At 69.0% G+C, this 20,565-nt stretch carries 20 protein-coding genes; 14 read left to right on the forward strand and 6 right to left on the reverse strand.

The window, feature by feature from the left end:
- Positions 1-54: 54 nt before the first annotated feature.
- The 6 genes from BVG12_RS10545 to BVG12_RS35515 all read left to right on the forward strand — a co-directional run bounded on the left by BVG12_RS10545 (position 55) and on the right by BVG12_RS35515 (position 3,618).
- Positions 55-543 carry a VOC family protein gene (locus tag BVG12_RS10545; protein ID WP_075792340.1) on the forward strand — a complete coding sequence of 163 codons (489 nt, stop codon included), beginning with the start codon at positions 55-57 and terminating at the stop codon, positions 541-543.
- Positions 540-965 (forward strand): YciI family protein, encoded by a 426-nt coding sequence (locus BVG12_RS10550; RefSeq protein WP_075792341.1) that lies wholly within the window; start codon positions 540-542, stop codon positions 963-965. Before BVG12_RS10545 ends, BVG12_RS10550 begins: the two co-directional genes overlap by 4 nt.
- Before the next feature lie 11 nt (positions 966-976).
- Positions 977-1,843, forward strand: coding sequence for a YciI family protein (locus BVG12_RS34820; RefSeq protein WP_075792342.1), 867 nt, complete (start codon positions 977-979; stop codon positions 1,841-1,843).
- 25 nt (positions 1,844-1,868) lie between these two features.
- On the forward strand, positions 1,869-3,173 hold the full coding sequence (locus tag BVG12_RS10560) for an RNA polymerase sigma factor (protein ID WP_075792343.1): 1,305 nt from the start codon (positions 1,869-1,871) through the stop codon (positions 3,171-3,173).
- A 112-nt stretch (positions 3,174-3,285) separates the two neighbouring features.
- Positions 3,286-3,426 (forward strand): hypothetical protein, encoded by a 141-nt coding sequence (locus BVG12_RS35045; protein WP_229503854.1) that lies wholly within the window; start codon positions 3,286-3,288, stop codon positions 3,424-3,426.
- A 66-nt stretch (positions 3,427-3,492) separates the two neighbouring features.
- On the forward strand, positions 3,493-3,618 hold the full coding sequence (locus BVG12_RS35515; protein WP_267877480.1) for a hypothetical protein: 126 nt from the start codon (positions 3,493-3,495) through the stop codon (positions 3,616-3,618).
- Between the two features lie 184 nt (positions 3,619-3,802).
- On the opposite strand, the gene BVG12_RS10570 is transcribed toward BVG12_RS35515, so the two are convergent.
- On the reverse strand, positions 3,803-4,672 hold the full coding sequence (locus BVG12_RS10570; protein ID WP_075792344.1) for a LysR family transcriptional regulator: 870 nt from the start codon (positions 4,670-4,672) through the stop codon (positions 3,803-3,805).
- 99 nt (positions 4,673-4,771) lie between these two features.
- Here BVG12_RS10570 and BVG12_RS10575 point away from each other — a divergent pair, with 99 nt between their 5' ends.
- A complete protein-coding gene (locus tag BVG12_RS10575; protein WP_075792345.1) occupies positions 4,772-5,386 on the forward strand; it encodes a glutathione S-transferase family protein in 615 nt (204 codons plus the stop codon).
- Between the two features lies 1 nt (position 5,387).
- A complete protein-coding gene (locus BVG12_RS10580; protein WP_075792346.1) occupies positions 5,388-5,726 on the forward strand; it encodes a DMT family transporter in 339 nt (112 codons plus the stop codon).
- Positions 5,727-5,761: 35 nt separating this feature from the next.
- Here BVG12_RS10580 and BVG12_RS10585 read toward each other — a convergent pair whose 3' ends face one another.
- Positions 5,762-7,195 carry an aminotransferase-like domain-containing protein gene (locus BVG12_RS10585; protein ID WP_075792347.1) on the reverse strand — a complete coding sequence of 478 codons (1,434 nt, stop codon included), beginning with the start codon at positions 7,193-7,195 and terminating at the stop codon, positions 5,762-5,764.
- Between the two features lie 111 nt (positions 7,196-7,306).
- Between BVG12_RS10585 and BVG12_RS10590 the strand changes: the two genes are divergently transcribed.
- The 4 genes from BVG12_RS10590 (at position 7,307) to BVG12_RS10605 (ending at position 11,638) form a co-directional block, all read left to right on the forward strand.
- Positions 7,307-8,227 carry a DMT family transporter gene (locus BVG12_RS10590; protein ID WP_075792348.1) on the forward strand — a complete coding sequence of 307 codons (921 nt, stop codon included), beginning with the start codon at positions 7,307-7,309 and terminating at the stop codon, positions 8,225-8,227.
- A gap of 96 nt (positions 8,228-8,323) precedes the next feature.
- Positions 8,324-8,785, forward strand: a complete 462-nt coding sequence (locus BVG12_RS10595; protein WP_075792349.1) for a RidA family protein — start codon at positions 8,324-8,326, stop codon at positions 8,783-8,785.
- A gap of 139 nt (positions 8,786-8,924) precedes the next feature.
- Complete coding sequence (locus BVG12_RS10600; protein WP_075792350.1) at positions 8,925-10,118, forward strand: aminotransferase-like domain-containing protein; 1,194 nt, start codon at positions 8,925-8,927, stop codon at positions 10,116-10,118.
- Positions 10,119-10,306: 188 nt separating this feature from the next.
- Positions 10,307-11,638: a diguanylate cyclase gene (locus BVG12_RS10605; RefSeq protein ID WP_075792351.1), complete on the forward strand. Its 1,332-nt coding sequence runs from the start codon at positions 10,307-10,309 to the stop codon at positions 11,636-11,638.
- Positions 11,639-11,814: 176 nt separating this feature from the next.
- On the opposite strand, the gene BVG12_RS10610 is transcribed toward BVG12_RS10605, so the two are convergent.
- From BVG12_RS10610 to BVG12_RS10620, 3 genes are read right to left on the reverse strand one after another with little or no spacing between them, the layout of a single operon-like run.
- Positions 11,815-13,377 (reverse strand): FGGY-family carbohydrate kinase, encoded by a 1,563-nt coding sequence (locus BVG12_RS10610; protein ID WP_075792352.1) that lies wholly within the window; start codon positions 13,375-13,377, stop codon positions 11,815-11,817.
- On the reverse strand, positions 13,367-14,965 hold the full coding sequence (locus BVG12_RS10615; protein WP_075792353.1) for a glycerol-3-phosphate dehydrogenase/oxidase: 1,599 nt from the start codon (positions 14,963-14,965) through the stop codon (positions 13,367-13,369). The genes BVG12_RS10610 and BVG12_RS10615 overlap by 11 nt, the downstream gene beginning before the upstream one ends.
- A complete protein-coding gene (locus tag BVG12_RS10620; protein ID WP_075792354.1) occupies positions 14,962-16,554 on the reverse strand; it encodes an FAD-binding oxidoreductase in 1,593 nt (530 codons plus the stop codon). The genes BVG12_RS10615 and BVG12_RS10620 overlap by 4 nt, the downstream gene beginning before the upstream one ends.
- A gap of 95 nt (positions 16,555-16,649) precedes the next feature.
- Here BVG12_RS10620 and BVG12_RS10625 point away from each other — a divergent pair, with 95 nt between their 5' ends.
- On the forward strand, positions 16,650-17,678 hold the full coding sequence (locus BVG12_RS10625; RefSeq protein WP_229503855.1) for an AraC family transcriptional regulator: 1,029 nt from the start codon (positions 16,650-16,652) through the stop codon (positions 17,676-17,678).
- A 115-nt stretch (positions 17,679-17,793) separates the two neighbouring features.
- Positions 17,794-20,061 carry a glycoside hydrolase family 31 protein gene (locus tag BVG12_RS10630; RefSeq protein WP_075792356.1) on the forward strand — a complete coding sequence of 756 codons (2,268 nt, stop codon included), beginning with the start codon at positions 17,794-17,796 and terminating at the stop codon, positions 20,059-20,061.
- A 39-nt stretch (positions 20,062-20,100) separates the two neighbouring features.
- Here BVG12_RS10630 and BVG12_RS10635 read toward each other — a convergent pair whose 3' ends face one another.
- Positions 20,101-20,457: a YoaK family protein gene (locus BVG12_RS10635; RefSeq protein ID WP_075792357.1), complete on the reverse strand. Its 357-nt coding sequence runs from the start codon at positions 20,455-20,457 to the stop codon at positions 20,101-20,103.
- Positions 20,458-20,565: the final 108 nt, after the last annotated feature.

Raw genomic sequence — 20,565 nt, forward strand, 5'->3', positions numbered from 1 at the left:
GTACGGACAGCAGCATCCGAGCTGCGGACCCATTGACCAGAACAGGAGATCATCATGACCGAACAAGTGCGTCCCATTCCCGAAGGCTTCCACACGATCACCCCGCACCTCGTCTGCAGCGGCGCGGCCGACGCGCTGACGTTCTACAAGCAGGCCTTCGGCGCCGTCGAAACGAGCCGCATGCCCGGCCCGGGCGACAAGATCATGCACGCCCAGATGCGCATCGGCGATTCGATCTTCATGCTCGCCGACGACTTTCCCGACTTCGGCTGCGTCGGTCCGCTGGCCCTGAAAAACACACCCGTGTACATCCATCTGTACGTGGAAGACGTCGACGCCGTCTACGCGCGCGCCGTGGAAGCGGGCGCCAAGCCGGTCATGCCCGTGTCCGATATGTTCTGGGGCGACCGCTACGGCCAGATCGAGGACCCGTTCGGCCACCGCTGGTCGATCGCCACGCACAAGCGCGACATGACGCCCGAGCAGATGCGCGAAGAAATGATGAAATCGATGGACCAGACCTGCGCGGGAGCAAAACAATGAAATTCATGGTCATCGTCAAGGCCACCGCGGCCACGGAAGCCGGCGTCATGCCGAGCGAAAAACTGTTCGTCGACATGGGTAATTTTAACGAGGAACTCGTCAAGGCCGGCATCCTGCTCGCCGCCGAAGGCCTGCAACCCAGCAGCAAAGGCGCGCGCATCCGGTTCAATGGCGCGCAGCGCACCGTGATCGACGGCCCGTTCGCGGAAACGAAGGAACTCGTCGCCGGGTTCTGGCTGATCGAAGTCGGCTCCAGGGAAGAAGCCATCGAGTGGTTCAAGCGCTGCCCGAATCCGCACGAGGGCGTAGAAAGCGAGATCGAGATCCGCCAGCTGTTCGGTCCCGACGACTTCGGCACCGACCTGCCGGCCGACGTCCGCGCACAGGAAGACCGCATGCGCGAACAACTCGCCACGCGCTGAAGGAGGCCGCCATGCAGTTCATGCTCATCCGCACCGACAACGACGACCGCGCCGCGGCCGCCGATCCGCAAGCCGTGCTGGACGACCTGCTGCGCCGGCTGCCGGGCGGCGCCGCGGCCGCTGGCGCTCCCGGCGCCCCCGCGCTGGCGCTGGCATTCGCGCCGGACTCGGAAGCGCTGCGCCTCAAGCTGTGGCCCGACGGCGAGGCCGTGACGGCCGGCCCCTTCCCGCGCGCCGAGCGCCTGCCAGCCGGTTTCGCCGTGTTCGAGGCGCCGTCGCGCGCCGCCGCGCTGGCATGGCTGCAGGGTCACGCTCACGCCACCGGCACCGTCACGCTGGAACTGCGCGAGACGGGCTGCCCGGGCGGCTGCGCCGGCATCCCGCCCGGCGCCGCCGGGGACGATGCGTGCTACGCGATCCTGCTGCGCTCGGACGCCGGTACGGAGCGCGACGCGATCCCCCTGCAGGAAAAGCTCGACCGGCTGAACGCCTTCAACGCCATCCACGCGGCGGCCGGCACCTTGCTGGCCGGCGACGGCCTCAAGTCCACCGCCCGCGGCGCCCGCGTGCGCGTGGCGAATGGCGGCGCCAGCGTGATCGACGGACCGTTCGCGGAAGCCAAGGAACTCATCGCCGGCTTCTGGATGATCCGCGCCCCCTCGATCGAAGCGGCCCTGGGCTGGGCGCGCACGCTGCCCTACCCCACCGGACCCGAGGTCGAGGTCGAGATCCGGCGCGTGGCGCTGATCGCGCCGCTGGGCGCGGCCGCAGGCGATGTGTCGGACCGGCTGCGCGAGGATGCCAGCGTGCGCGCCGAACAGCTCGACGCCGCCCTGCGCGCCGAACTGGCGCCGCAACCGGCGTGGGACCGCCCATGATGCCCATGCGGGCGGGAGGACGCGCATGACGGCCGGCGCCGACACGGGCAAGGTCGTCGAGGCCGTCTGGCGCATGGAGTCGGCGCGCATCGTCGGCGCGCTGACCCGCATGCTGCGCGACCTCGGCCGGGCCGAGGAACTCGCGCAGGACGCCTTGCTGGAAGCGCTGGAGCGCTGGCCGGCGGACGGCGTGCCCGACCGCCCCGGCGCCTGGCTGATGCAGGTGGCCAAGCGGCGCGCCCTCGACCACCTGCGCCACCACGCCATGCACGCCAGCAAGGAAGGCGAAATCAGCTGGGAGATGGATAATGTGCTCGGCGACAGCGGCAGTTTCCGCGATCCCGCCGAGCTGGCCGCGCTGACGCAAGAGACGGCCGGCGAGATCGACGACGACGTGCTGCGCCTGATCTTCGTGTGCTGCCACCCGGTCCTGTCGGCCGAAGCGCGCGCGGCGCTGGCGCTCAAGCTGCTGGGCGGCCTCGCCACCGGCGAGATTGCGCGCGCCTTCCTCGTCCCGGAAGCGACGGTGGCCCAGCGCATCGTGCGCGCCAAGCGCACCCTGGCCGAAGCGCGCGTGCCATTCGAAGTGCCGCGCGGCGAGGAACTCAAGCCGCGGCTCGCGTCCGTGCTGCAGGTGATCTACCTGATCTACAACGAAGGCTATTCCGCCAGCGCGGGCAACGAGTGGCTGCGGCCCACGCTGTGCCGCGAGGCGGTCCGCCTGGGCCGCGTGCTGGCGGAGTTGATGCCCGACGAAGGCGAGGTCCACGGCCTCGTCGCGCTGATGGAGATCCAGTCCTCGCGCGAGCGCGCCCGTACGGGGCCGGACGGCGCGCCGATCCTGCTGATGGACCAGGACCGTTCCCGCTGGGACCGCCTTCTGATCGGCCGCGGCCTGGCGGCGCTCGACCGCGCCGGCCGCCTGGGCGCGCTGGGGCCATACGCGCTGCAGGCCGCCATCGCCGCCTGCCACGCCCGTGCGCTCCAGCCGGAAGAAACGGACTGGGCCCGCATCGCCGCCTTGTACGACGCGCTGTCCCAGCTGATGCCCTCGCCCGTCGTCGAACTGAACCGCGCCGTGGCGCTCGGCATGGCCTACGGTCCGGCCGCCGGCCTCGCCCTCGCCGACGCCCTGCTGGAAGTGCCGGCACTGCGCAACTACCACCTGCTGCCGAGCGTGCGCGGCGACCTGCTGGCCAGGCTGGGGCGTCACGAGGAAGCGGCGGCGGAATTCGAGCGGGCGGCGGGGATGACGCAGAACGAACGGGAACGCGAACTGCTGCTGGTGCGTGCCCGGGCGAGCAAGGCCCGGTTGGCACACGGCGGATGAACGCATCGGGAGGCCGGGAGCCAAAAATCGACCTGAAAAAAAACTGAAACATCTTTACCAGCCCTCCGCGCGGGACGTCGTCCAGGTCGACGTTCCCGCATTCCGCTTCCTCATGATCGACGTGACGGGCGATCCCGACACGTCGCCGTGGTACGCCCAGGCCGTGGAAGCCCTGTTCTCCGTGTCCTACACGGCGAAGTTCATGGTCAAGAAAGGACCGGTGGGCATCGATGACGCGGTGATGCCACTGTAAGGCCTGTGTTGCTCGGACGACCTGTCGTCGTTCGCCCGCAATGACCGGTCGAAGTGGAAATGGACAATGATGATCCACCAGCCATCGTACGCGCACGATGCGGCCCTCAAGGACGCGATCGCGGTCGTGAAGCGCAAGAGAGACCTGGCCGCCATCGACGCGCTCCGCATCGACACGTTCGCGGAAGGCTGATGTGCCCAGACGCTGCACGTCGGACCGTTCACGGAAAAAGGTCCGACGATACGACGCGTCCACGAATTCATCGAGGCCCGCGCCGCCCTCGCCGGCAAGCACCATGAAATCGATCTGAGCGACATCCGCCGTGCCGAGGCCAGCCGGTGGAAGACGATCGTGCGCCAACCGATGGCCAGGCCGCTCAGCCGAACGCCGGATGCCGTGACAACCCGTCGAACAGGAATGCCGTGAACACCCGGATCCGGTTGACCCGCCTAAGATCCGGATGCGTCAGGATCCAGACGTCCGTGTCCAGCGCGGGCTCGGGCTCGGCGAGGCGGACGAGTCCGGGCCGCGCGTCCGCGAGCAGGCACAGCAGCATGCCGGCGCCCAGGCCCGCCTCGACGGCGGCCGCCATCCCGAGCAGGGAATCGACGCTGATCGCATACCGTTCCGGCGGCACGTGCTCGCGCAGCCAGCGGGCTTGGCGCAGGTGCGCCAGGCTGTCGTCGGGCGCAACCCAGTCATGGTCGGCCCAGCCACCGACCGCTCCACGCCGGCGCAGATAGGCCTGAGCCGCATAGGGCGCCGTGCGCAGGCGGCCGAGCTTGCGGCCGACGAGATTGTCCGGCGGCGTGTTCGAGGGCCGGATGGCGACGTCGGCGTCGCGCCTCGACAAATTCAAGAAACTATTGTTGACCGTGACCTGCAGCTGGATGCCGGGATAGGTGCGGCGGAATTCGGACAGCGCCGGCAGCAACAGCGCCATCAACGTGTCGGTCGTCGTGACGCGGATCGCGCCCTGCAGCGTGGCGTCCTGCCCGCTCAGCTTCCGTTCGATCTCCTGCATGCCCTCGGCGACCGGCGCCAGCAGGGCCTGCAATTCCTCGCCGTTGGGCGTCAGCACATAGCCCGTCTGGAAGCGCTCGAACAGGCGGACGTCGAGGGCGGCCTCCAGCTTGTCCAGCCGGCGCAGGACCGTCGAATGGCTCTGTCCGAGCCGGCGCGCGGCCGCCGAGACGGACCCGCCGCCCGCCACCGCGAGAAAGTATTGGTAGTCTTCCCAGTCCATGGATGCGCAAAAACAGACAAGAATTGTGCGAAACAATCGAATGTTCAGACATTTTTGCACAAGCTACGCTTCCAGGCACCATCAACGACCGGAGCCACCATGTACACCGCCCATATCGCCGACACCCCGAACGGCAAGAAAGTCATCATCGCCCTGGAAGAAATGAGCCTGGATTACCGGGTCCGCCACGTCGACCTGAGTGCGGGAGAACAGTTCACGCCGGAGTTCGAACGGGTCAGCCCCAACAACAAGATTCCCGTGCTCGTCGACGAGCGCACTGGCCAGAGCCTGTTCGAATCGTGCGCCATCCTGTATCACCTCGGCCTCGCCACGGGCAAGCTCGTGCCCGGCGACGCGCAAGGCCGCGAGGCCGTGCTGCAATGGCTGTTCCTGCAGGCGGCCAGCACCGGGCCGATGCTGGGTCAACTCTGGTGGTTCCGGCACGGCGCGCCGGAACGCAACGAGATGGCGCTGGAACGTTATACGCGCGAAACGAAGCGGATCTACGGCGTGATCGAGCGCCGGCTCGCCGTCTCGGACCACGTCGCGGCGGACGAGTACACGGTGGCCGACGTCGCCTTCTATCCGTGGCTCGCAAGCCACGACGAACTGGGCGTCGACCTTCGCGACTACCCGCGCGTGGCCGCATGGCTGCAAAAGATCGGTGAGCGTCCCGCCGTTGGCCGGGCTCAGCGCAAGATGAGGAAGGCCTGATATGCCGAGCTTGTCTGCATGGGCGCAATTGCTCGCGGCGGGTGTGCTGGAAGTCGTCATGGCCTTCGCGCTCAAGGCCTCGGCGGGCGCGAGCCGCCCGGGGCCCAGCCTGCTGGCCGTGCTCGCCGCGCTGGCCAGCATCTGGCTGCTGGCCGCGGCCGTGCGCACGCTGCCGCTCGGCATCGCCTATGCCGTCTGGACGGGCATCGGCGCCCTCGGCGTCAGCCTCGTCGGCGCCGCCGTGTTCGCCGAGCCGCTGTCGCCGGCGCGGGTGGCGTGCATGGCGCTCGTCTTCGGCGGGATCGCGGGACTCAAAGTACTGGAGCACCCGTCGTCGTGACCACGACGCATGTTCTCGTCAGCCCGCCGTGACCGTCACCCGAGCTCGCGCTCCAGGAACCGCCACGCGCCGGCATCCTCCAGCGCCGCCACGTTCAGCCGCAGCTTCGTGGACGGCAGCTGGGTCGGCGAAAACAGGCTGCCCGGCGCCAGCAGCAGGCCCTCGTCCATCGCGCGGGCCGCGAGCGCGTTCGTGTCGCGGCCGCAGTCGGCCCACGCGAACATGCCGGCCGTCGGCGCCGGTTCCAGGGTCATGCCGAGCGACTCGATGCGGCGCAGGACCTGGGGCCGCACGGCATCCAGACGCGTGCGGATGCGGTCCAGGTGCTTGCGGTACACACCCTCGGACAGGATCTTGTAGACGATCCGCTCGCCCAGGTCGCTCGTGCTCAGCGTGGCGAGCATCTTGCGGTCGGCCAGGCGCTGCACCGTCTCGGCGGACGCCGCGATGAAGCCGACGCGCAGGTTCGCCGCCAGCGATTTCGAGAAGCCACTGAGGTAGATCACGCGCTGCAGCTGGTCCAGCGCCGCGAGCCGCGTCGCGCTCTGGACGCCGCCCGGATGCAGGTCGCAATAGATGTCGTCCTCGACGACCGTGATGTCGTGCCGTTCGGCGATGCGCAGGATCTGGAAGGCCTTCGCGGCCGACAGCGACGTGGAACTGGGGTTGTGCAGCACCGAATTGATGATGTACAGGCGCGGCTGGTGCAGCGCCGCCAGCGCCTCGAGCTGGGCCAGGTCCGGACCGTCGGCCTGGCGGCGGATGCCGACCACCTTCAACCCCATCGCGGCGAACGAGCCGAACATGAGGAACCAGGCCGGATCGTCGACGAATACGGTGTCGCCGGGACGGCAGAATTCGCGCGCGACGAGGTCGAGGCCTTGCGTCACGCCGAGCGTCGTCATGAATTGCGCGGGCGCGGCCGCGATTTCCAGCTCGGCCAGCTTGCGCTGCAATTGTTCGCGCAGGGGCGCATAGCCCTGCGGGCTGGCGTAGTTGAGCAGCACGCTGCTGTTCTGGCGGCTGACGGCGCGCAGCGCGTTGGCGACGCCGGGGCCGTCCAGCCAGGCCGTCGGCAGGACGCCCGCCGCGCTCGACGGCTGGCCCGGCATCTGGCGGAACATGTGGCGGATCAGCCAGACGACGTCCAGCGCGCGCGACTCCAGCGCGGGATCGGCATGCGCTTCGGCACGGCGCAATGCCGTGTTCAGCGGCGCGCGCTCGCGCACGAAGAAACCGGCGCCGCGGCGCGATTCCAGGTAGCCCTGCGCGACGAGGCGGTCGTAGCTGGCGACGACCGTGAACGGCGACACGCCGTGCGCGGCCGCGAACCGGCGGATCGAGGGCATGCGCGCCCCGGCCCGCAACTGCCTGTCGTCGATGCGCGCGGTCACCATCCGGACGATCTGGTCGGACAACGGTTCGCCGGAATCGCGCGACAGCAAGGTCGGCATGAGTGTATCGGTCATTTCGCCATCACAGTATGCAAAAGGATATCGGCAAGTGTATAGGGACTGTACTGCTCGTCCGGTCTAGCATAACCCTGACCACGGTTTGCTGCAACGACAACAGGAGAGCCCATGCGTCCCACCACCCTCGCCCCGACCCCTGCCGTCGCGGCCGCGTCCGACGAAGCGCGCGGCATGCTACTCGGCCTGATCGGCGTCGCCATCTTCAGCCTCACGTTGCCGTTCACGCGGCTGGCGGTACGCGAGCTCGATCCGTTGTTCCTCACGCTGGGCCGCGCGCTGGGCGCCGCCGTGCTGGCGGCCGGGTGGCTGCGCATGCGCCGCGTCGCCTGGCCAGGGCGCGCGGCGCTGCGGCCGCTGGCCGTCGTGGCGCTCGGGTGCGTGCTCGGCTTTCCGCTGCTCAGTTCGATTGCGATGCGCAGCGTGCCCGCGTCGCACGGCGCCGTGCTGGGCGGCGTGCTGCCGCTCGCGACCGCCTTGTACGCGGCGCTGCGGGGCTACGAGCGGCCGTCGACCGGGTTCTGGCTCGTCGCGCTGCTCGGAACCGGCCTCGTGCTCGTCTTTGCGCTGGGCCAGGGCGGCGGGATGTTGCAGAAAGCCGACCTGCTGATGTTCGGCGCGATCGTCGCCGCGGCGGCCGGCTACGCGGAAGGCGGGCGTCTCGCGCGCACGCTGGGCGGCCAGGAGACGATCTGCTGGGCGCTCGTGCTGGCTGCCGTCCCGGCCGCGCTCCTGCTGCTGGCGTTCGAAGGCGACCGGTTCGGCCGCCTGGGCGCCGTCGGCCCGGCCAGCTGGCTCGGGTTCGCGTACGTCACGACGTTCTCGATGTTCATCGGCTTCTTTTTCTGGTATCGCGGCCTGGCGCTGGGCGGCGTGGCCCGCGTGGGACAGGTGCAACTGCTGCAACCCTTCCTGTCGCTGGCCGGGGCGGCCGTCCTGCTGGGCGAGGCGCTCACGCTGGCCAACGTCGGCTTCGCGCTGGCCGTGATCGCGACCGTGGCGCTGGGCCGCCGCATGCAGGTGAGGCGATAATGGGTATGCACCCCACGATGGGCACGCTCGCCGGCAAGTCGTACAATAGCTGCTTTCTCGATATCTGCTTTCTTTTCACACAACCCTGGGGAATTCATGTCCGTCTACGACAAACTCAAAGAACTGAACATCACCCTGAGCGCACCGGCGACGCCGGCGGCCGCCTATGTCATGTATGCGCAGACCGGCAACCTGGTCTTCCTGTCCGGCCACATCAGCAAGAATGCCGACGGCACCGTCAATACCGGCCTCTTGGGCCGCGACAAGACGACGGAACAGGGCAAGGCGGCGGCGCGCGCCGTGGCCGTCGACCTGATCGGCACGCTGCAGGCGGCCGTCGGCGGCGACCTGAACCGTGTGAAGCGCATCGTCAAGGTGATGAGCCTGGTCGCGTCGACGCCGGACTACACCGAACAACACCTCGTGACGAACGGCTGCTCGGAGCTGCTGGGCGAGGTGTTCGGCGCTGCCGGCAAGCACGCGCGCTCGGCGTTCGGTGTGTCTTCCCTGCCCCTCGGCGCCTGTGTCGAGATCGAACTCATCGCCGAAGTGGCGTAAGCTATCGTTCGGCAGCGACATTTTCAGCAGTAATTTAATCGGAGCATGCCTACCAGGCGTGCTCCTCTTGAGAGAGCAGCCTATCCGGCGTGCTTTATAATGGCCGACGCACCATCGTGGCCCTTCCTGTGAGACCAGTATGAAAATCGAAAATCCCAATCCCATCCAGTGGCAGTTCTCGGAGCGCGCACAGCAGCTGCAAAGCTCGGCGATCCGCGAGATCCTGAAGATCACCCAGCGTCCGGAAATCATTTCCTTCGCCGGCGGCCTGCCCTCGCCCGCCACCTTCCCCGTCGAACGCATGAAGGCGGCCTTCGACAAAGTACTGTCCGACAATGGCAAGCAGGCCCTGCAATACGGCCCGACGGACGGCTACGCGCCGCTGCGCGAATGGGTGGCGAACTACCTGTCCACGGAAGGCACGACAATCGTGCCGGAACAGATCCTGATGGTGTCCGGCTCGCAGCAGGCCCTCGACCTGCTCGGTAAAGTCCTGATCGACGAAGGCAGCCGCGTGCTGGTGGAAACCCCCAGCTACCTCGGCGCACTGCAGGCCTTCTCCGTCTACCGTCCGGAATTCCAGTCGGTCGAGACGGACGACCACGGCCTGGTGCCGTCGTCGATCGAGCCGCTGGCCAAGGGCGCGCGCCTGCTGTACTCGCTGCCGAACTTCCAGAACCCGACCGGCCGCTCGCTGTCGATCGAGCGCCGCCGCGAGTTGGTCGAGACTTGCGCCCGCCTGGGCCTGCCGCTGATCGAGGACGATCCGTACGGCGCGCTGTCGTACAAGGGCGAGCCGATGCCGCGCATGCTGTCGATGAATCCGGACGGCGTGATCTATATGGGGTCGTTCTCGAAAGTGCTGACGCCGGGCATCCGCCTGGGCTACGTCGTCGCTCCGCTGCCGCTCGTGCGCCGCCTCGAGCTGGCCAAGCAGGCCGCCGACCTGCACACCGCCACGCTGACGCAGATGGTCGTGCACGAAGTCATCAAGGACGGCTTCCTGAACGAACACATCCCGACCATCCGCAACCTGTACGCCAACCAGTGCCAGGTGATGCTGGACGCGATGGCCGAGCAGTTCCCGGAAGGCGTCACGTGGACGCGCCCGGAAGGCGGCATGTTCATCTGGGTCACGCTGCCGAAGCACATCAACGCGATGAAACTGCTCGACCAGGCCATCGCCGCCCGCGTCGCATTCGTCCCGGGCGCCCCGTTCTACGCCAACGAACCGGCCCCGAACACGCTGCGCCTGTCGTTCGTGACCGTGCCGCCGGAGCGCATCCGCGAAGGCATCGCCACGCTGGGCAAGCTGATCAAAGATCAGATGTAATACCTCATTGCCCGGCGGCGCTCACACGTGCCGCCGGGCATAAACAATTGTTGAACAGACCAAACAATTGTCAGTTGCGCAAAAGTTACAGATTTTTCCACTTGTAAAAAAACTTATTGCCCTATGTCAGCTTGCGGGGTGTATGATTTTGCACGCAATCTAAACGTGCAGTTCCCGCAAAGCACCGTATGACCAATCCAGCGACCGTGCCGCTTGCCGATCCGCGCAAGCCCGCAATCCTCATTGTCGACGACGCACCGGACAACCTCGGCGTGCTGCGCGCGATGATGCTGCGTCAAGGCTATCAGACGTTCGTGGCCACCTCCGGCGACCGCGCGCTCGACATTGCCCAGCGCGTCAAACCCGACCTGATCCTGCTCGACGTCGTCATGCCCGGCATCGACGGCCTGGAAACGTGCCGCCGCCTGAAGGCGCACCCGGCCACGGCGCGCATCCCCGTCATCTTCATGAGCGCGCGCGGCACCACGGAAGACATCGTCGCCGGCTTCGACACCGGCGCCGCCGACTACATCCCGAAGCCGCTGCGCCTGGAAGAAGTCTGCGTCCGCGTGCGCGCCCAGCTGCGCCTGCGCAGCACCAGCGACACCCAATCGGAACAGGCCGACCGCCTGCGCATGATCGTCAACAGCATGGACCAGGGCCTGTTGATCGTCGAAGGCTGCGGCCGCGTGCAGTACGCGAACCCGGCCTGCGACCGCTATCTGGGGTATGCGCCCGACGAGCTGGTCGGCCTGTCGCTGATGGATCTGCTGGACTGCAATGAGCCCGGCCGCCGCGAGGGCCTCGATGCGATGGCCTACGGCACGCGCGAAGTCAAGATCCGCCACCGCGACGGCGGCCTGCGCGCGATGGACCTGACGATGACGCCGATGCATGCGGCCGACGGCCTGTTCGTCGCGCTGCTGCACGACATCACGCACCACAAGCAGTCCGAGGACGCGCTGCAGCGCGCGGCCATGCTGGACCCGCTGACCAAGATCGCCAACCGTCGCCATTTCGACGCCTTCCTCGACAAAGAATGGCAGCGCGCGATCCGCAACGCCCAACCGCTGTCGCTGGTCGTGCTCGACGTCGACCACTTCAAGCTGTACAACGACACGCTGGGCCATGCGGCGGGCGACGTCTGCCTGCAGAAAGTCGCGCAGGCGCTGCAGGACCACGCCGCGCGCCCGACCGACCTGGCGGCCCGCTACGGCGGCGAGGAATTCGTGCTGCTGTTCGCCGAGACCCCTGCGGAAAACGCGGCGCGCCTCGCGGAGATGATCCGCGCGGCCGTCCAGGCGCTGGAAATCCCGAACCCGCGCTCGACGACGTCGACCTGGCTCACGGTGTCCGTGGGCGTGGCGACGATCGTGCCGACGCAGCTGGACGCGATCGACAACCTGTTCGTGTGCGCGGACCGGGCCATGTATGCGGCGAAGGCCGCGGGGCGCAATCGCGTCGAGTCGACCATCGTCGGCGCGGCGTGGGATGTGGTGCAGGATGCGGCGTTGTACTAGGCCGTCGTCCTCGCGAAAGCCGGGACCCATGCTGACTCCCCGAAGCCACACGATTTGAAGCGCCGCAGGATATTCAACGTACCGACTTCGGTGCTTCAGTATGGATTCGCGCTTTCGTGGGAAGTCGTTTCCGGCAGTGCCGGGAAGTCGTTTCCGGCAGTGCCGGAAACGACGGTTCATCGCTTCGGATACCCCGTAATCTCCGCAATCTCCCCATACAACGGCTTCAACTGCCGATACATCTTCAGATAAACCCGCCGGTACAGCCGCTCGTACACGTCGCGGTGCGCCGGCACCGGCTCGAACACCCGTCCCACCCGCGTCATCGCGGCCATCGCCGCCGCGAAATCGCGGTGCAGCTTGAGGCCCACGGCCGCGTCGATGGCGGCGCCCAGGCCCGACGTCTCGTACACGTGCGGGCGCGCCGTCGGCAGGCCGAAGATGTCGGCCGTCAGCTGCATCGCGCAATCGCTCTGCGACCCGCCGCCCGCGACCCGCAGTTCCGTGATCGCCACGCCGCTGCGCTTCTCGATGCGTTCCTTCCCTTCGCGCAGCGCGTACGCGAGCCCTTCCAAGATCGCGCGGTAGACATGCGCGCGCGTGTGCACGTCGCCGAAACCGACGATGGCACCCTTCGCCTCGCGGCCCGGTACGCGGATGCCCGGCGTCCAGTACGGCTGCAGCATCAGGCCCATGGAGCCCGGCGGGACGGCGCTGGCCAGCTGGTCGAACAGCTGTTCGGGCGCCACGTCTTCCGCGAGCGCGCGGGCAAGCTCGGGGTGGCCGAACTGCTCCTTGAACCAGTTGACCATCCAGTAGCCGCGGAACACCTGCACCTCGCTGCTGTATGCGCCCGGGATCGCGGCCGGATACGGCGGCAGGAACGGCGTCACCTCGACGTAGCGCGTGCCCGTCGTGTTGATGGTGGCCGTCGTGCCGTAGCTGAGGCACCCCACGTGCGGCTCGCGGCAGCCGGCGCCGATCACCTCGCAGGCTTTATCGGCCGCGGCGGCCAGCAGCGGCGTGCCGGCCGGGATGCCGGTGGCGTCCGCAGCATCGCGCCCGATCTCGCCGAGATGGTCGCCCGGCTCCACGAGGTCCGGCAGCATGCGCCGTTCGACCGCGAGCGCCTGCCACTTCCAGTCGCGCGGCCCGGCCCAGCGGCGGCGTTTGTAATCGAACGGGACGTAGGCGACCTGCGAGCCTGACGAATCGGCGAAACGTCCGCACAGCCGCCAGTTCAGGTAGCCGGACAGCAGCAGGAATTTGTCGGTCGCGGCCCACACGTCCGGCTCGTGCGCGCGGATCCAATTGATCTCGGCCTCGCCGCGGAAGTAGTCGATGGTGCCGTCCACGCGCGCCAGCTTGAACGCCGCGCGCCACCACCACGACATCGGCGGAACCACGTCCGTATGGCGCTGGTCGAGCCACGTGATCGCGGGCCGCAGCGGGCGGCCATCGCGGCCGAGGTTGACGACGGTGCCGCGCTGCGTCGTCACCGCGACGCCGGCGATGGACTCGCGGCGCACGCCGGGCTGCGTCCACAGGCCCTGGCATGCGCGGCACAGCGCTTGCCAGTAATCCTCCGGGTCGTGCTCGGCCCAGCCGGGGTGCGTGGAAAAATACGGGTCCAGCATGACCTGCGATTTGGCGACGATGTTCCCCGCGAGGTCGAACAGGATCGCGCGCACGCTCTGGGTGCCGTTGTCGATGGCGAGGATGGTCGTGTCAGTCTTCATGAGGCAGGCCGTGGTGAAGGGTCCAGTGCGCGCGGTACGCGGCGTCTTCCCGCGCCCAGCGCGCATCGCTCCAGCCGAGTTCCGGCTGGCAGATGGCGCGGATGCGGTCCATATGCGCCGTACCGCCGTCGCGCAGCAAGAGGCCCAGGCGCGTGCGGCGCAGCAGCAGGTCGTCGAGGTGCAGCACTGCTTCGCGGCGCGCGGCCCAGCGCAGCTCGGCCCATGCCGTTTCGGTGCCGGGGATGCGTTCCAGTTCGCCAGGCCGCGCCGCATCCAGCAGGGCCGCCGTGCACGCGCCGTGGCGGCCGTGCAGGCGCCGCAGCAGGCCGGCATCGACGTGCGGCGCGTCCGGCCGCAGCACGGGCGCGAACACGGGACAGGCGTCGAGCGGGTCGATCCAGCCCGGCAGCTGGGCCTTCGCGAGGCGCAGCGCGTCGAGGGCGATGGCGCGGAACGTCGTCAGCTTGCCGCCGGCGATGGCGACGAGGCCGTCCGCGCTCCACACGACGTGCTCGCGTCCTTCCCGCGACGGCGCCCCGCCCTCCTTGCCCGCGATGACGGGGCGCACGCCCGCGTAAGTCGCCACGACGTCCTTGTCGGTTAGTTGCAGGTGAGGGAACTGCGCCCGCAGCGCCGCCATCAGGTAATCCATCTCCGCGCGGGTGATGCGGGCCGCGCGTTCCATCGGATCAACGTGGTCGAGGTCCGTCGTGCCGACCAGGGTCGCGCCCTCCCACGGAAAGGCGAACACGGGACGGCCGTCGTGTGGATGCATCAGGCTCACGGCGCGCGCCAGCGGCAGGCGCCATGCGGGCAGGATCAGATGGCTGCCGCGCAAGGGGCGCAGGCGCGGGCCCTGGCCTGCATTTTCCCCGTGTAGCGCGCCCGACCACGCGCCCGTCGCATCGATCACGACCTTCGCCCGCACGGCGTACTCGGTGCCGTCGACCGCGCAGACGAGCGCCGCGCCGCACACGCGGCCACCGTCGCGCAACAGCGCGCGCGCACCAAGATGATTGACGGCCGCCGCGCCATGGTCGAGCGCCTCGCGCAGCACGCGCAGTACCAGGCGCGCATCGTCCGTGCGCGCGTCCGTGTAGACGATGCCGCCGGCCAGGCCGTCCCGTTTCACGTTCGGCGCCGCCATCAGGAAGTCGTCGGCAGGGAGCCAGTGGCGCTCGCGCCGGCCCGCCATCACGTCGTAGACCGCGAGGCCGGCCAGGAAGCTGCGCCGCCCGCGCGCGCCATCGTACTGCGCGAACGCGAAGCCCTGCGGTTCGACGAGGCCGGGCGCGCAGCGCAGCAGCATCTCGCGCTCGCGCACGGATTCCGCGGTCAGCCGCACGTGGCCATCCTTCAGGTAGCGCAGGCCGCCGTGCACGAGTTTCGACGAGCGGCTCGACGTGCCCCATGCGAAGTCATGACGCTCGACCAGCAAGGCCTTCAATCCCCGCCGCGCAGCCTCCAGCAGCACCCCGGCGCCGCAGATGCCGCCGCCGATCACGAGCACGTCCCAGTCGCGCGCCAGCACGTCTGGCAAACCGGCGCGCCCGCCCCGCTGCCACAGCGCGGAGAATGCTCCGCTCATGGCGTCACCAGCTTGCCCGGATTCATGCGGCCGTCCGGGTCGAACGCGTGGAACAGCGTGCGCAGCGCGGCCATCCCCAGTTCTCCCTTTTCGTGGGCGAGCCACGGCGCGTGGTCGCGGCCCACGCCGTGCTGGTGGCTGATTGTGCCGCCGCTCGCGACGATCGCCTCGGATACCGCCGTCTTGAGCGTGCGCCAGCGCGCCAGGTCCGCGTCGTAGTCGCCGGCCAGGCGCCAGATGAACGTCGAGTAGACACTGGCGCCTTGCGGATACAGGTGCGACAGGTGCGTGTAGGCATGCGCCTTTTCGCCATCGGATGCCAGGGCCGCGTGCGCGGCGCGTTCGATGGCGCGCATGGCGGGCGTGACGCGGGGCCAGTCGAGCGCCGTCTCCACCGTGTCGATCGCATAACCGTGCGCCCACGCGCTGTTGCGCAGATAGACGTTGCGGAAGCGGTTGCGCTTCCAGCGCTCGCCCAATCCACGGCCCGCGTGCACGCCGCCGTCGCGCCGCGCCAGTCCCAGGGCGGCCTTCAGCGCGGCGCGGGCCTGGGCCTTCCCTCCGCTGGCGCCGACGAGCAGCATGCATTTGCCGGCGCCCGCGCCGCGCAGCTTCAGCCACGCCTCCAGCAATGCCACCTGGCGGCCGTGGCCGGCCAAGGTGAGCATCGTCGCGGTCTCGGTCGCATTCGACAGGCGCAGCATCGACAGGCCAAGTCGCGCCTGCACGATCGTCCGCACCGCGCGCTCGGCGGCGGTCCAGTCGGGGAAGAACACGGCGTGGAACGCTTCGTAAGGCGGCAAAGGGCTGATGCGGACCGTGGCTTCCGTCAGGATGCCGAGCCGCCCTTCCGACCCGAGCACCAGTTCGCGCAGGTCGGGACCGGCGGCGGACGCGGGAAACGTCGGGATGGCGAGCGGACCGGCCGGCGTCTCCACGCGGCCGCCGGCGAACAGCTGCTCGATGCGGCCGTAGCGCAGCGATTGCTGGCCCGACGAGCGCGTGACGACCCAGCCGCCGAGGGTCGAATAATCGAACGATTGCGGGAAGTGGCCGAGCGTATAGCCGTGCGCGCGCAGCTGCGCTTCCAGGTCCGGCCCCGCCACGCCGGCTTCGAACACGGCCAGCTGCGCGTCCCGGTCGATGGCGGCGAGGGCCCGCATGCGCGACATGTCGACGCATAACGTCGGCCGCGCGCCGACGGCATCCAGGTGCCCGGCGACGCTCGTGCCGCCGCCGTACGGGACGATGGCCGCATCGTTCGCTCGCGCCCAGCGCAGCAACGTGCGCACGTCCTCCGCGCTTTCCGGGAACGCGACGGCGTCCGGCGCGGCATCGATGCGGCCGTAGCGCAGGCGCAGCCAGTCGTGCAGGCTCTGGCCCGCCGCATGCGTCAGCCGCGTCTGCGGACTGGCGTCGGCCAGCGGATGCGGCGGCAGGCGGCCTGGCGGCAGAGAAGCGCACATTGCATCGAACGCGGCGTCGCGCGGCGGCGTGCCGGCGCCGATGCGCCCGCGCAGGAAATCCAGCGCGGGTTCGCCCAGCGCCACCTCGATCGTATCGTCTCCCCAGCCGTTCCAGCGTCGCATCGATCTGTTCTCCGTGCTCAGTGTTCATCGTGCGGCTATACTGCCTTGCGTCATCACGACCGTATTGCGGATTCATGCCAAGCGCTTGTTCGAACATGCCAGCCTCGCCGCCGCGCGTCACCGCGGCCTATCTGCAGCCGCTGCTGGAGACGGCCGCCGCGCACGGTGTCAGCCCGTCCGCGCTGGCCACCGGGGCCGGCCTCGCGCCCACGGCGCTCGATCCGCTGCCGGACGCGCTGGCGGCCGGCGACTACATCGCCCTGCTGGATGCGGGCAGCCGCCTGGCGCACGATCCGCATTTCGGCCTCCACGTGGGCGAGCGCGTGCGGCCCGGCACGTACAGCGTCTACGGCCTCGTGCTGCTGGCCTGCCGCGACATCGGCCAGGCGCTGGAACAGACGCAGCGCTACGAACAGCTGGCGCACGATCTCGGTCGCTCGCGCCTAGAACCGGAAGGCGCCCTCGCGCGCTATACGTGGGTCAGCCATTATCCGCTGGCGAGCCGTCACCTGGCGGAGTCGGTGTTCGCCGGCATCCGCACGTTCGGCTGCTGGCTCGCGGGCCGGCCGCTGGCGCCGCAGGCCCTCGCCTTCGCGCATGCGAGGCCAAAGGGCGTCGACCCGGCCGAATACGTCCGCGTGCTGGGCACCGTGCCGGACTTCGACGCGCCCGCGCACACCGCCGCCTTCGACGCATCCCTCCTCGCGCTGCCGCTGCCGGCCGCGGACACGGGCATGTATCCGCTGCTGCAGCAGCACGCCGAACGGCTGCTGCGCGAACGGGCGCAGGCGTCGAGCGGCATCGTCGCGCAGGTGCACGCGGCCATCGTGCGGAGCCTCGCGACCGAACCCGTACGCCTGGCCGGCGTCGCCGCCGCGCTGGACCTGTCGCCGCGCACGCTGCAGCGCAAGCTCGCCGACGCCGGCGCGACGTTCCAGCAGGTGCTCGACGCGGCCCGCTACGCGCTGGCGATGGACTATCTGCGCCAGGACGCTTTGTCCCTCGTCGACATCGCCTTCCTGCTCGGCTTCCAGGAACAGAGCGCGTTCACGCATGCGTTCCGCGAGTGGTCGGGCCTGAATCCCGGCGCGTGGCGCGAACGGGCGCTGGCGGGCGGCCGTTAAAAAATGGATGGCGGGCTGGGTGTTTTCGTAATACTTCCCGGGTGCGGTTTTGCTGTAACGTCAGGTCGACCCGGCCGCTGCGCCGGACAACACAGAAAGATAAAACAGACAAAACATGATGTGGAAATCGTTATTCATCGGGGGAGTCGCCGCGTGGGCATTGGCCGGCCATGCCGCCACGCTCGATATGCAGCGCATGGGCACGGGCATGCGGGTGCGCACGGACGAAGGTGTATTGACCATCGAACCGGTGGCGCCGCGCGTGGTCCACGTCCGCTTCGGCCCGGCCGGTTTCGCGGGTAATTACAACCCGGCCGTCATCGCGCAGCCCGAGAAGGTCGCATTCCAGATCGGCGAGGCCCCCGACGCGTACACGCTGTCGACGGCGATTCTCCGGGTGCGCGTGGCGCGCCCTGGCGGCGCCGTCACGTTCCAGACGGCGGACGGCAAGGACATCCTGCAGGAAGGCGGGCGCGACGTCGCCCACGGCGTCACGCAGCGTTTCAATACCGAGACGATCCTGTACGGCCTGGGCCAGCACCAGAACGGCCTGCTCGACTACAACGGCACCATCACGCGCCTGCAGCAGGCCAACCGCGACGTGGCGGTGCCGATGCTCGTGTCGCCCAAGGGGTTCGGCATCCTGTGGAACAACGCGGCCGTCACGGACGTGGAGGCCGGCCTGCCTTCGGGGCCGGCGCTGCTGATCCGTTCGGAAGCGGGCGGCGGCGTCGATTACCACTTCATGTACGGTCCGGAACTCGACGACGTGATCAAGGGCTACCGCCGCCTGACCGGCACGGCACCGCTGATGGCGCGCTGGACGTGGGGCCTGTGGCAGTCGAAGGAACACTACGAGACGCAGGACGAGCTGCTCGGCGTCGCCGCACGATACCGCCAGATGAAGGTGCCGCTCGACGCCGTCATCCAGGACTGGCAGTACTGGCTGCCGGGCCAATGGGGCAGCCACGAATTCGACCAGGCGCGCTACCCCGATCCGGCCGGGATGGTCGGGAAGCTGCACGGCCAGAACGTCCACGCCATCATTTCCGTGTGGGCCCGCCTCGATGCCGACATGGCGAACACGCGCGCGCTGGACGCCATCGGCGGCCTGTACCCGGCCACCTACCCGAACGTCTACCCGGCGGGCTCGGGCCGCTGGTACGACGCGTACAACCCGCGCGCCCGCGACCTGTACTGGCGCCAGATGATGCGCAACCTGGGGACGCTCGGCTTCGACGGCTGGTGGCTGGACGCATCGGAAGCGGAACTGGGCGGCTGGTGGGGGCAGATGCGCGAGGTGACAACGGCTGCCGGTCCGGGCCGCGTCGTCTACAACGCCTATCCCCTGCTGCACACGACGGCCGTGCATGACGGGATGGTGCGCGACCAGCCCGGGAAGCGCGCGTTCATCCTGACCCGCTCCGCCTACGCGGGCCAGCAGCGCAACGCGGCCATCACGTGGTCGGGCGACACGATGGGCAACTGGGACGTGTTCCGCCGCCAGGTGCCGGCCGCGCTGAACTTCACCCTGACCGGCATCCCGTACTGGTCGGCGGACATCGGCGGCTTCTTCGGCGGCAAGCCGAAGGATCCGGCGTATGCGGAACTGTTCACGCGCTGGTTCCAGTTCGGCGTCTTCAACCCGATGTTCCGCGTGCACGGCACCGGCGACGGCAAGGAGATCTGGGCGTTCGACGACGCCACGCAGAAGATCCTGCGCGACTACATCGACCTGCGCTACCGCCTGCTGCCCTATATCTACTCGGCCTCGTGGGACGTCACGCACGACGACGGCACGATGATGCGCGCCCTCGCCTTCGACTTCCGCGACGACGAGCAAGCGCTCCACATCCCGGACGAGTACATGTTCGGCAAGGCCCTGCTGGTGGCGCCCGTCGTGCAGGACAAGGCGCGCGCGCGCCAGGTCTACCTGCCGGGCAAGGACGCGTGGTTCGACTTCTGGACCGGCAACCGCTTCGACGCGGGCCGAGTCGTGACGGCGCAGGCCGACATCGCGACGATCCCCGTCTACGTGCGCGCGGGCAGCATCCTGCCGCTGGGTCCCGTCAAACAATTCGCGGACGAGAAGTCGGATGCGCCGATCGACCTCGCGGTCTATCCGGGCAAGGATGGCGCCTATGCGCTGTACGACGACGCCGGCGACGGCTACGCCTACCAGAAAGGCGCGCATGCGCTCGTGCGGATGACGTGGCACGACGGGGCCAGGCGTCTCGACATCGCGCCGCGCGAAGGCCGCTACGACGGCATGCCGGCGCGCCAGACGTTCGCGGTGCGCTGCGGTCCGCGGGCCGGAGACGTCGTCAAGGTGGTCTACGACGGCACAGCAACCGCGGTCGCGCTGCCGCACTGCGGTATATAAGAACCGTCGTCCCGCGTAGACGGGATAGCGCCACTGGCACTATCCCGCCAAGTTCTGCATGCGCCGCGACGACGCGTGCAAATCGGGTCCCCGCCTGCGGGGACGACGTTCTAACGTTGCCGAATCCACGTCGGTTGCGTCGCATTCAGTCGAAAGACCCTGGCGCGCGGGCGCCAGGTCGTCCACGGCCGGCACGACGGCGAGGCCGCACAGCAGCAATGCCGGCGGCACCGTCGCCACCCAGCCGAGCACCTGGAACCGGAGCACGCCCGCGACGCCGCCGCAGAAAAAGCTGCCCAGCAGCCCGCACGGCACGGCCAGGCGCGCATGGTCCGGCGCCACGTGCGGCCGGGCCGCGTTTGCCGCACCCTTGCCGGATGCGGCGGAGCGCTGCATGACGGAGAGGCCCGGTTAGGATTCTCGTCGTCAATACTAGCGCCGCCCGGGGCACCGGGAAAGATCTGGCTATAATTGCCGTTCTCACACCGCACACCGAATCCGCCA

It is taken from the genome of Massilia putida, assembly GCF_001941825.1.
GTDB lineage: Bacteria > Pseudomonadota > Gammaproteobacteria > Burkholderiales > Burkholderiaceae_D > Telluria > Telluria putida.

Excerpts from the sequence above, each read along its gene's own strand:
- BVG12_RS10635 (WP_075792357.1), bottom strand. The coding sequence starts at position 20,457 with ATGCAGCGCTCCGCCGCATCCGGCAAGGGTGCGGCAAACGCGGCCCGG.
- BVG12_RS10545 (WP_075792340.1), top strand. The coding sequence starts at position 55 with ATGACCGAACAAGTGCGTCCCATTCCCGAAGGCTTCCACACGATCACC.
- BVG12_RS10580 (WP_075792346.1), top strand. The coding sequence starts at position 5,388 with ATGCCGAGCTTGTCTGCATGGGCGCAATTGCTCGCGGCGGGTGTGCTG.
- BVG12_RS10615 (WP_075792353.1), bottom strand. The coding sequence starts at position 14,965 with ATGAGCGGAGCATTCTCCGCGCTGTGGCAGCGGGGCGGGCGCGCCGGT.
- BVG12_RS34820 (WP_075792342.1), top strand. The coding sequence starts at position 977 with ATGCAGTTCATGCTCATCCGCACCGACAACGACGACCGCGCCGCGGCC.
- BVG12_RS10630 (WP_075792356.1), top strand. The coding sequence starts at position 17,794 with ATGATGTGGAAATCGTTATTCATCGGGGGAGTCGCCGCGTGGGCATTG.
- BVG12_RS10595 (WP_075792349.1), top strand. The coding sequence starts at position 8,324 with ATGTCCGTCTACGACAAACTCAAAGAACTGAACATCACCCTGAGCGCA.
- BVG12_RS10560 (WP_075792343.1), top strand. The coding sequence starts at position 1,869 with ATGACGGCCGGCGCCGACACGGGCAAGGTCGTCGAGGCCGTCTGGCGC.
- BVG12_RS10570 (WP_075792344.1), bottom strand. The coding sequence starts at position 4,672 with ATGGACTGGGAAGACTACCAATACTTTCTCGCGGTGGCGGGCGGCGGG.
- BVG12_RS10550 (WP_075792341.1), top strand. The coding sequence starts at position 540 with ATGAAATTCATGGTCATCGTCAAGGCCACCGCGGCCACGGAAGCCGGC.
- BVG12_RS10575 (WP_075792345.1), top strand. The coding sequence starts at position 4,772 with ATGTACACCGCCCATATCGCCGACACCCCGAACGGCAAGAAAGTCATC.
- BVG12_RS10605 (WP_075792351.1), top strand. The coding sequence starts at position 10,307 with ATGACCAATCCAGCGACCGTGCCGCTTGCCGATCCGCGCAAGCCCGCA.
- BVG12_RS10600 (WP_075792350.1), top strand. The coding sequence starts at position 8,925 with ATGAAAATCGAAAATCCCAATCCCATCCAGTGGCAGTTCTCGGAGCGC.
- BVG12_RS35045 (WP_229503854.1), top strand. The coding sequence starts at position 3,286 with ATGATCGACGTGACGGGCGATCCCGACACGTCGCCGTGGTACGCCCAG.
- BVG12_RS10585 (WP_075792347.1), bottom strand. The coding sequence starts at position 7,195 with ATGACCGATACACTCATGCCGACCTTGCTGTCGCGCGATTCCGGCGAA.
- BVG12_RS10590 (WP_075792348.1), top strand. The coding sequence starts at position 7,307 with ATGCGTCCCACCACCCTCGCCCCGACCCCTGCCGTCGCGGCCGCGTCC.
- BVG12_RS10610 (WP_075792352.1), bottom strand. The coding sequence starts at position 13,377 with ATGAAGACTGACACGACCATCCTCGCCATCGACAACGGCACCCAGAGC.
- BVG12_RS10620 (WP_075792354.1), bottom strand. The coding sequence starts at position 16,554 with ATGCGACGCTGGAACGGCTGGGGAGACGATACGATCGAGGTGGCGCTG.
- BVG12_RS35515 (WP_267877480.1), top strand. The coding sequence starts at position 3,493 with ATGATGATCCACCAGCCATCGTACGCGCACGATGCGGCCCTCAAGGAC.
- BVG12_RS10625 (WP_229503855.1), top strand. The coding sequence starts at position 16,650 with ATGCCAGCCTCGCCGCCGCGCGTCACCGCGGCCTATCTGCAGCCGCTG.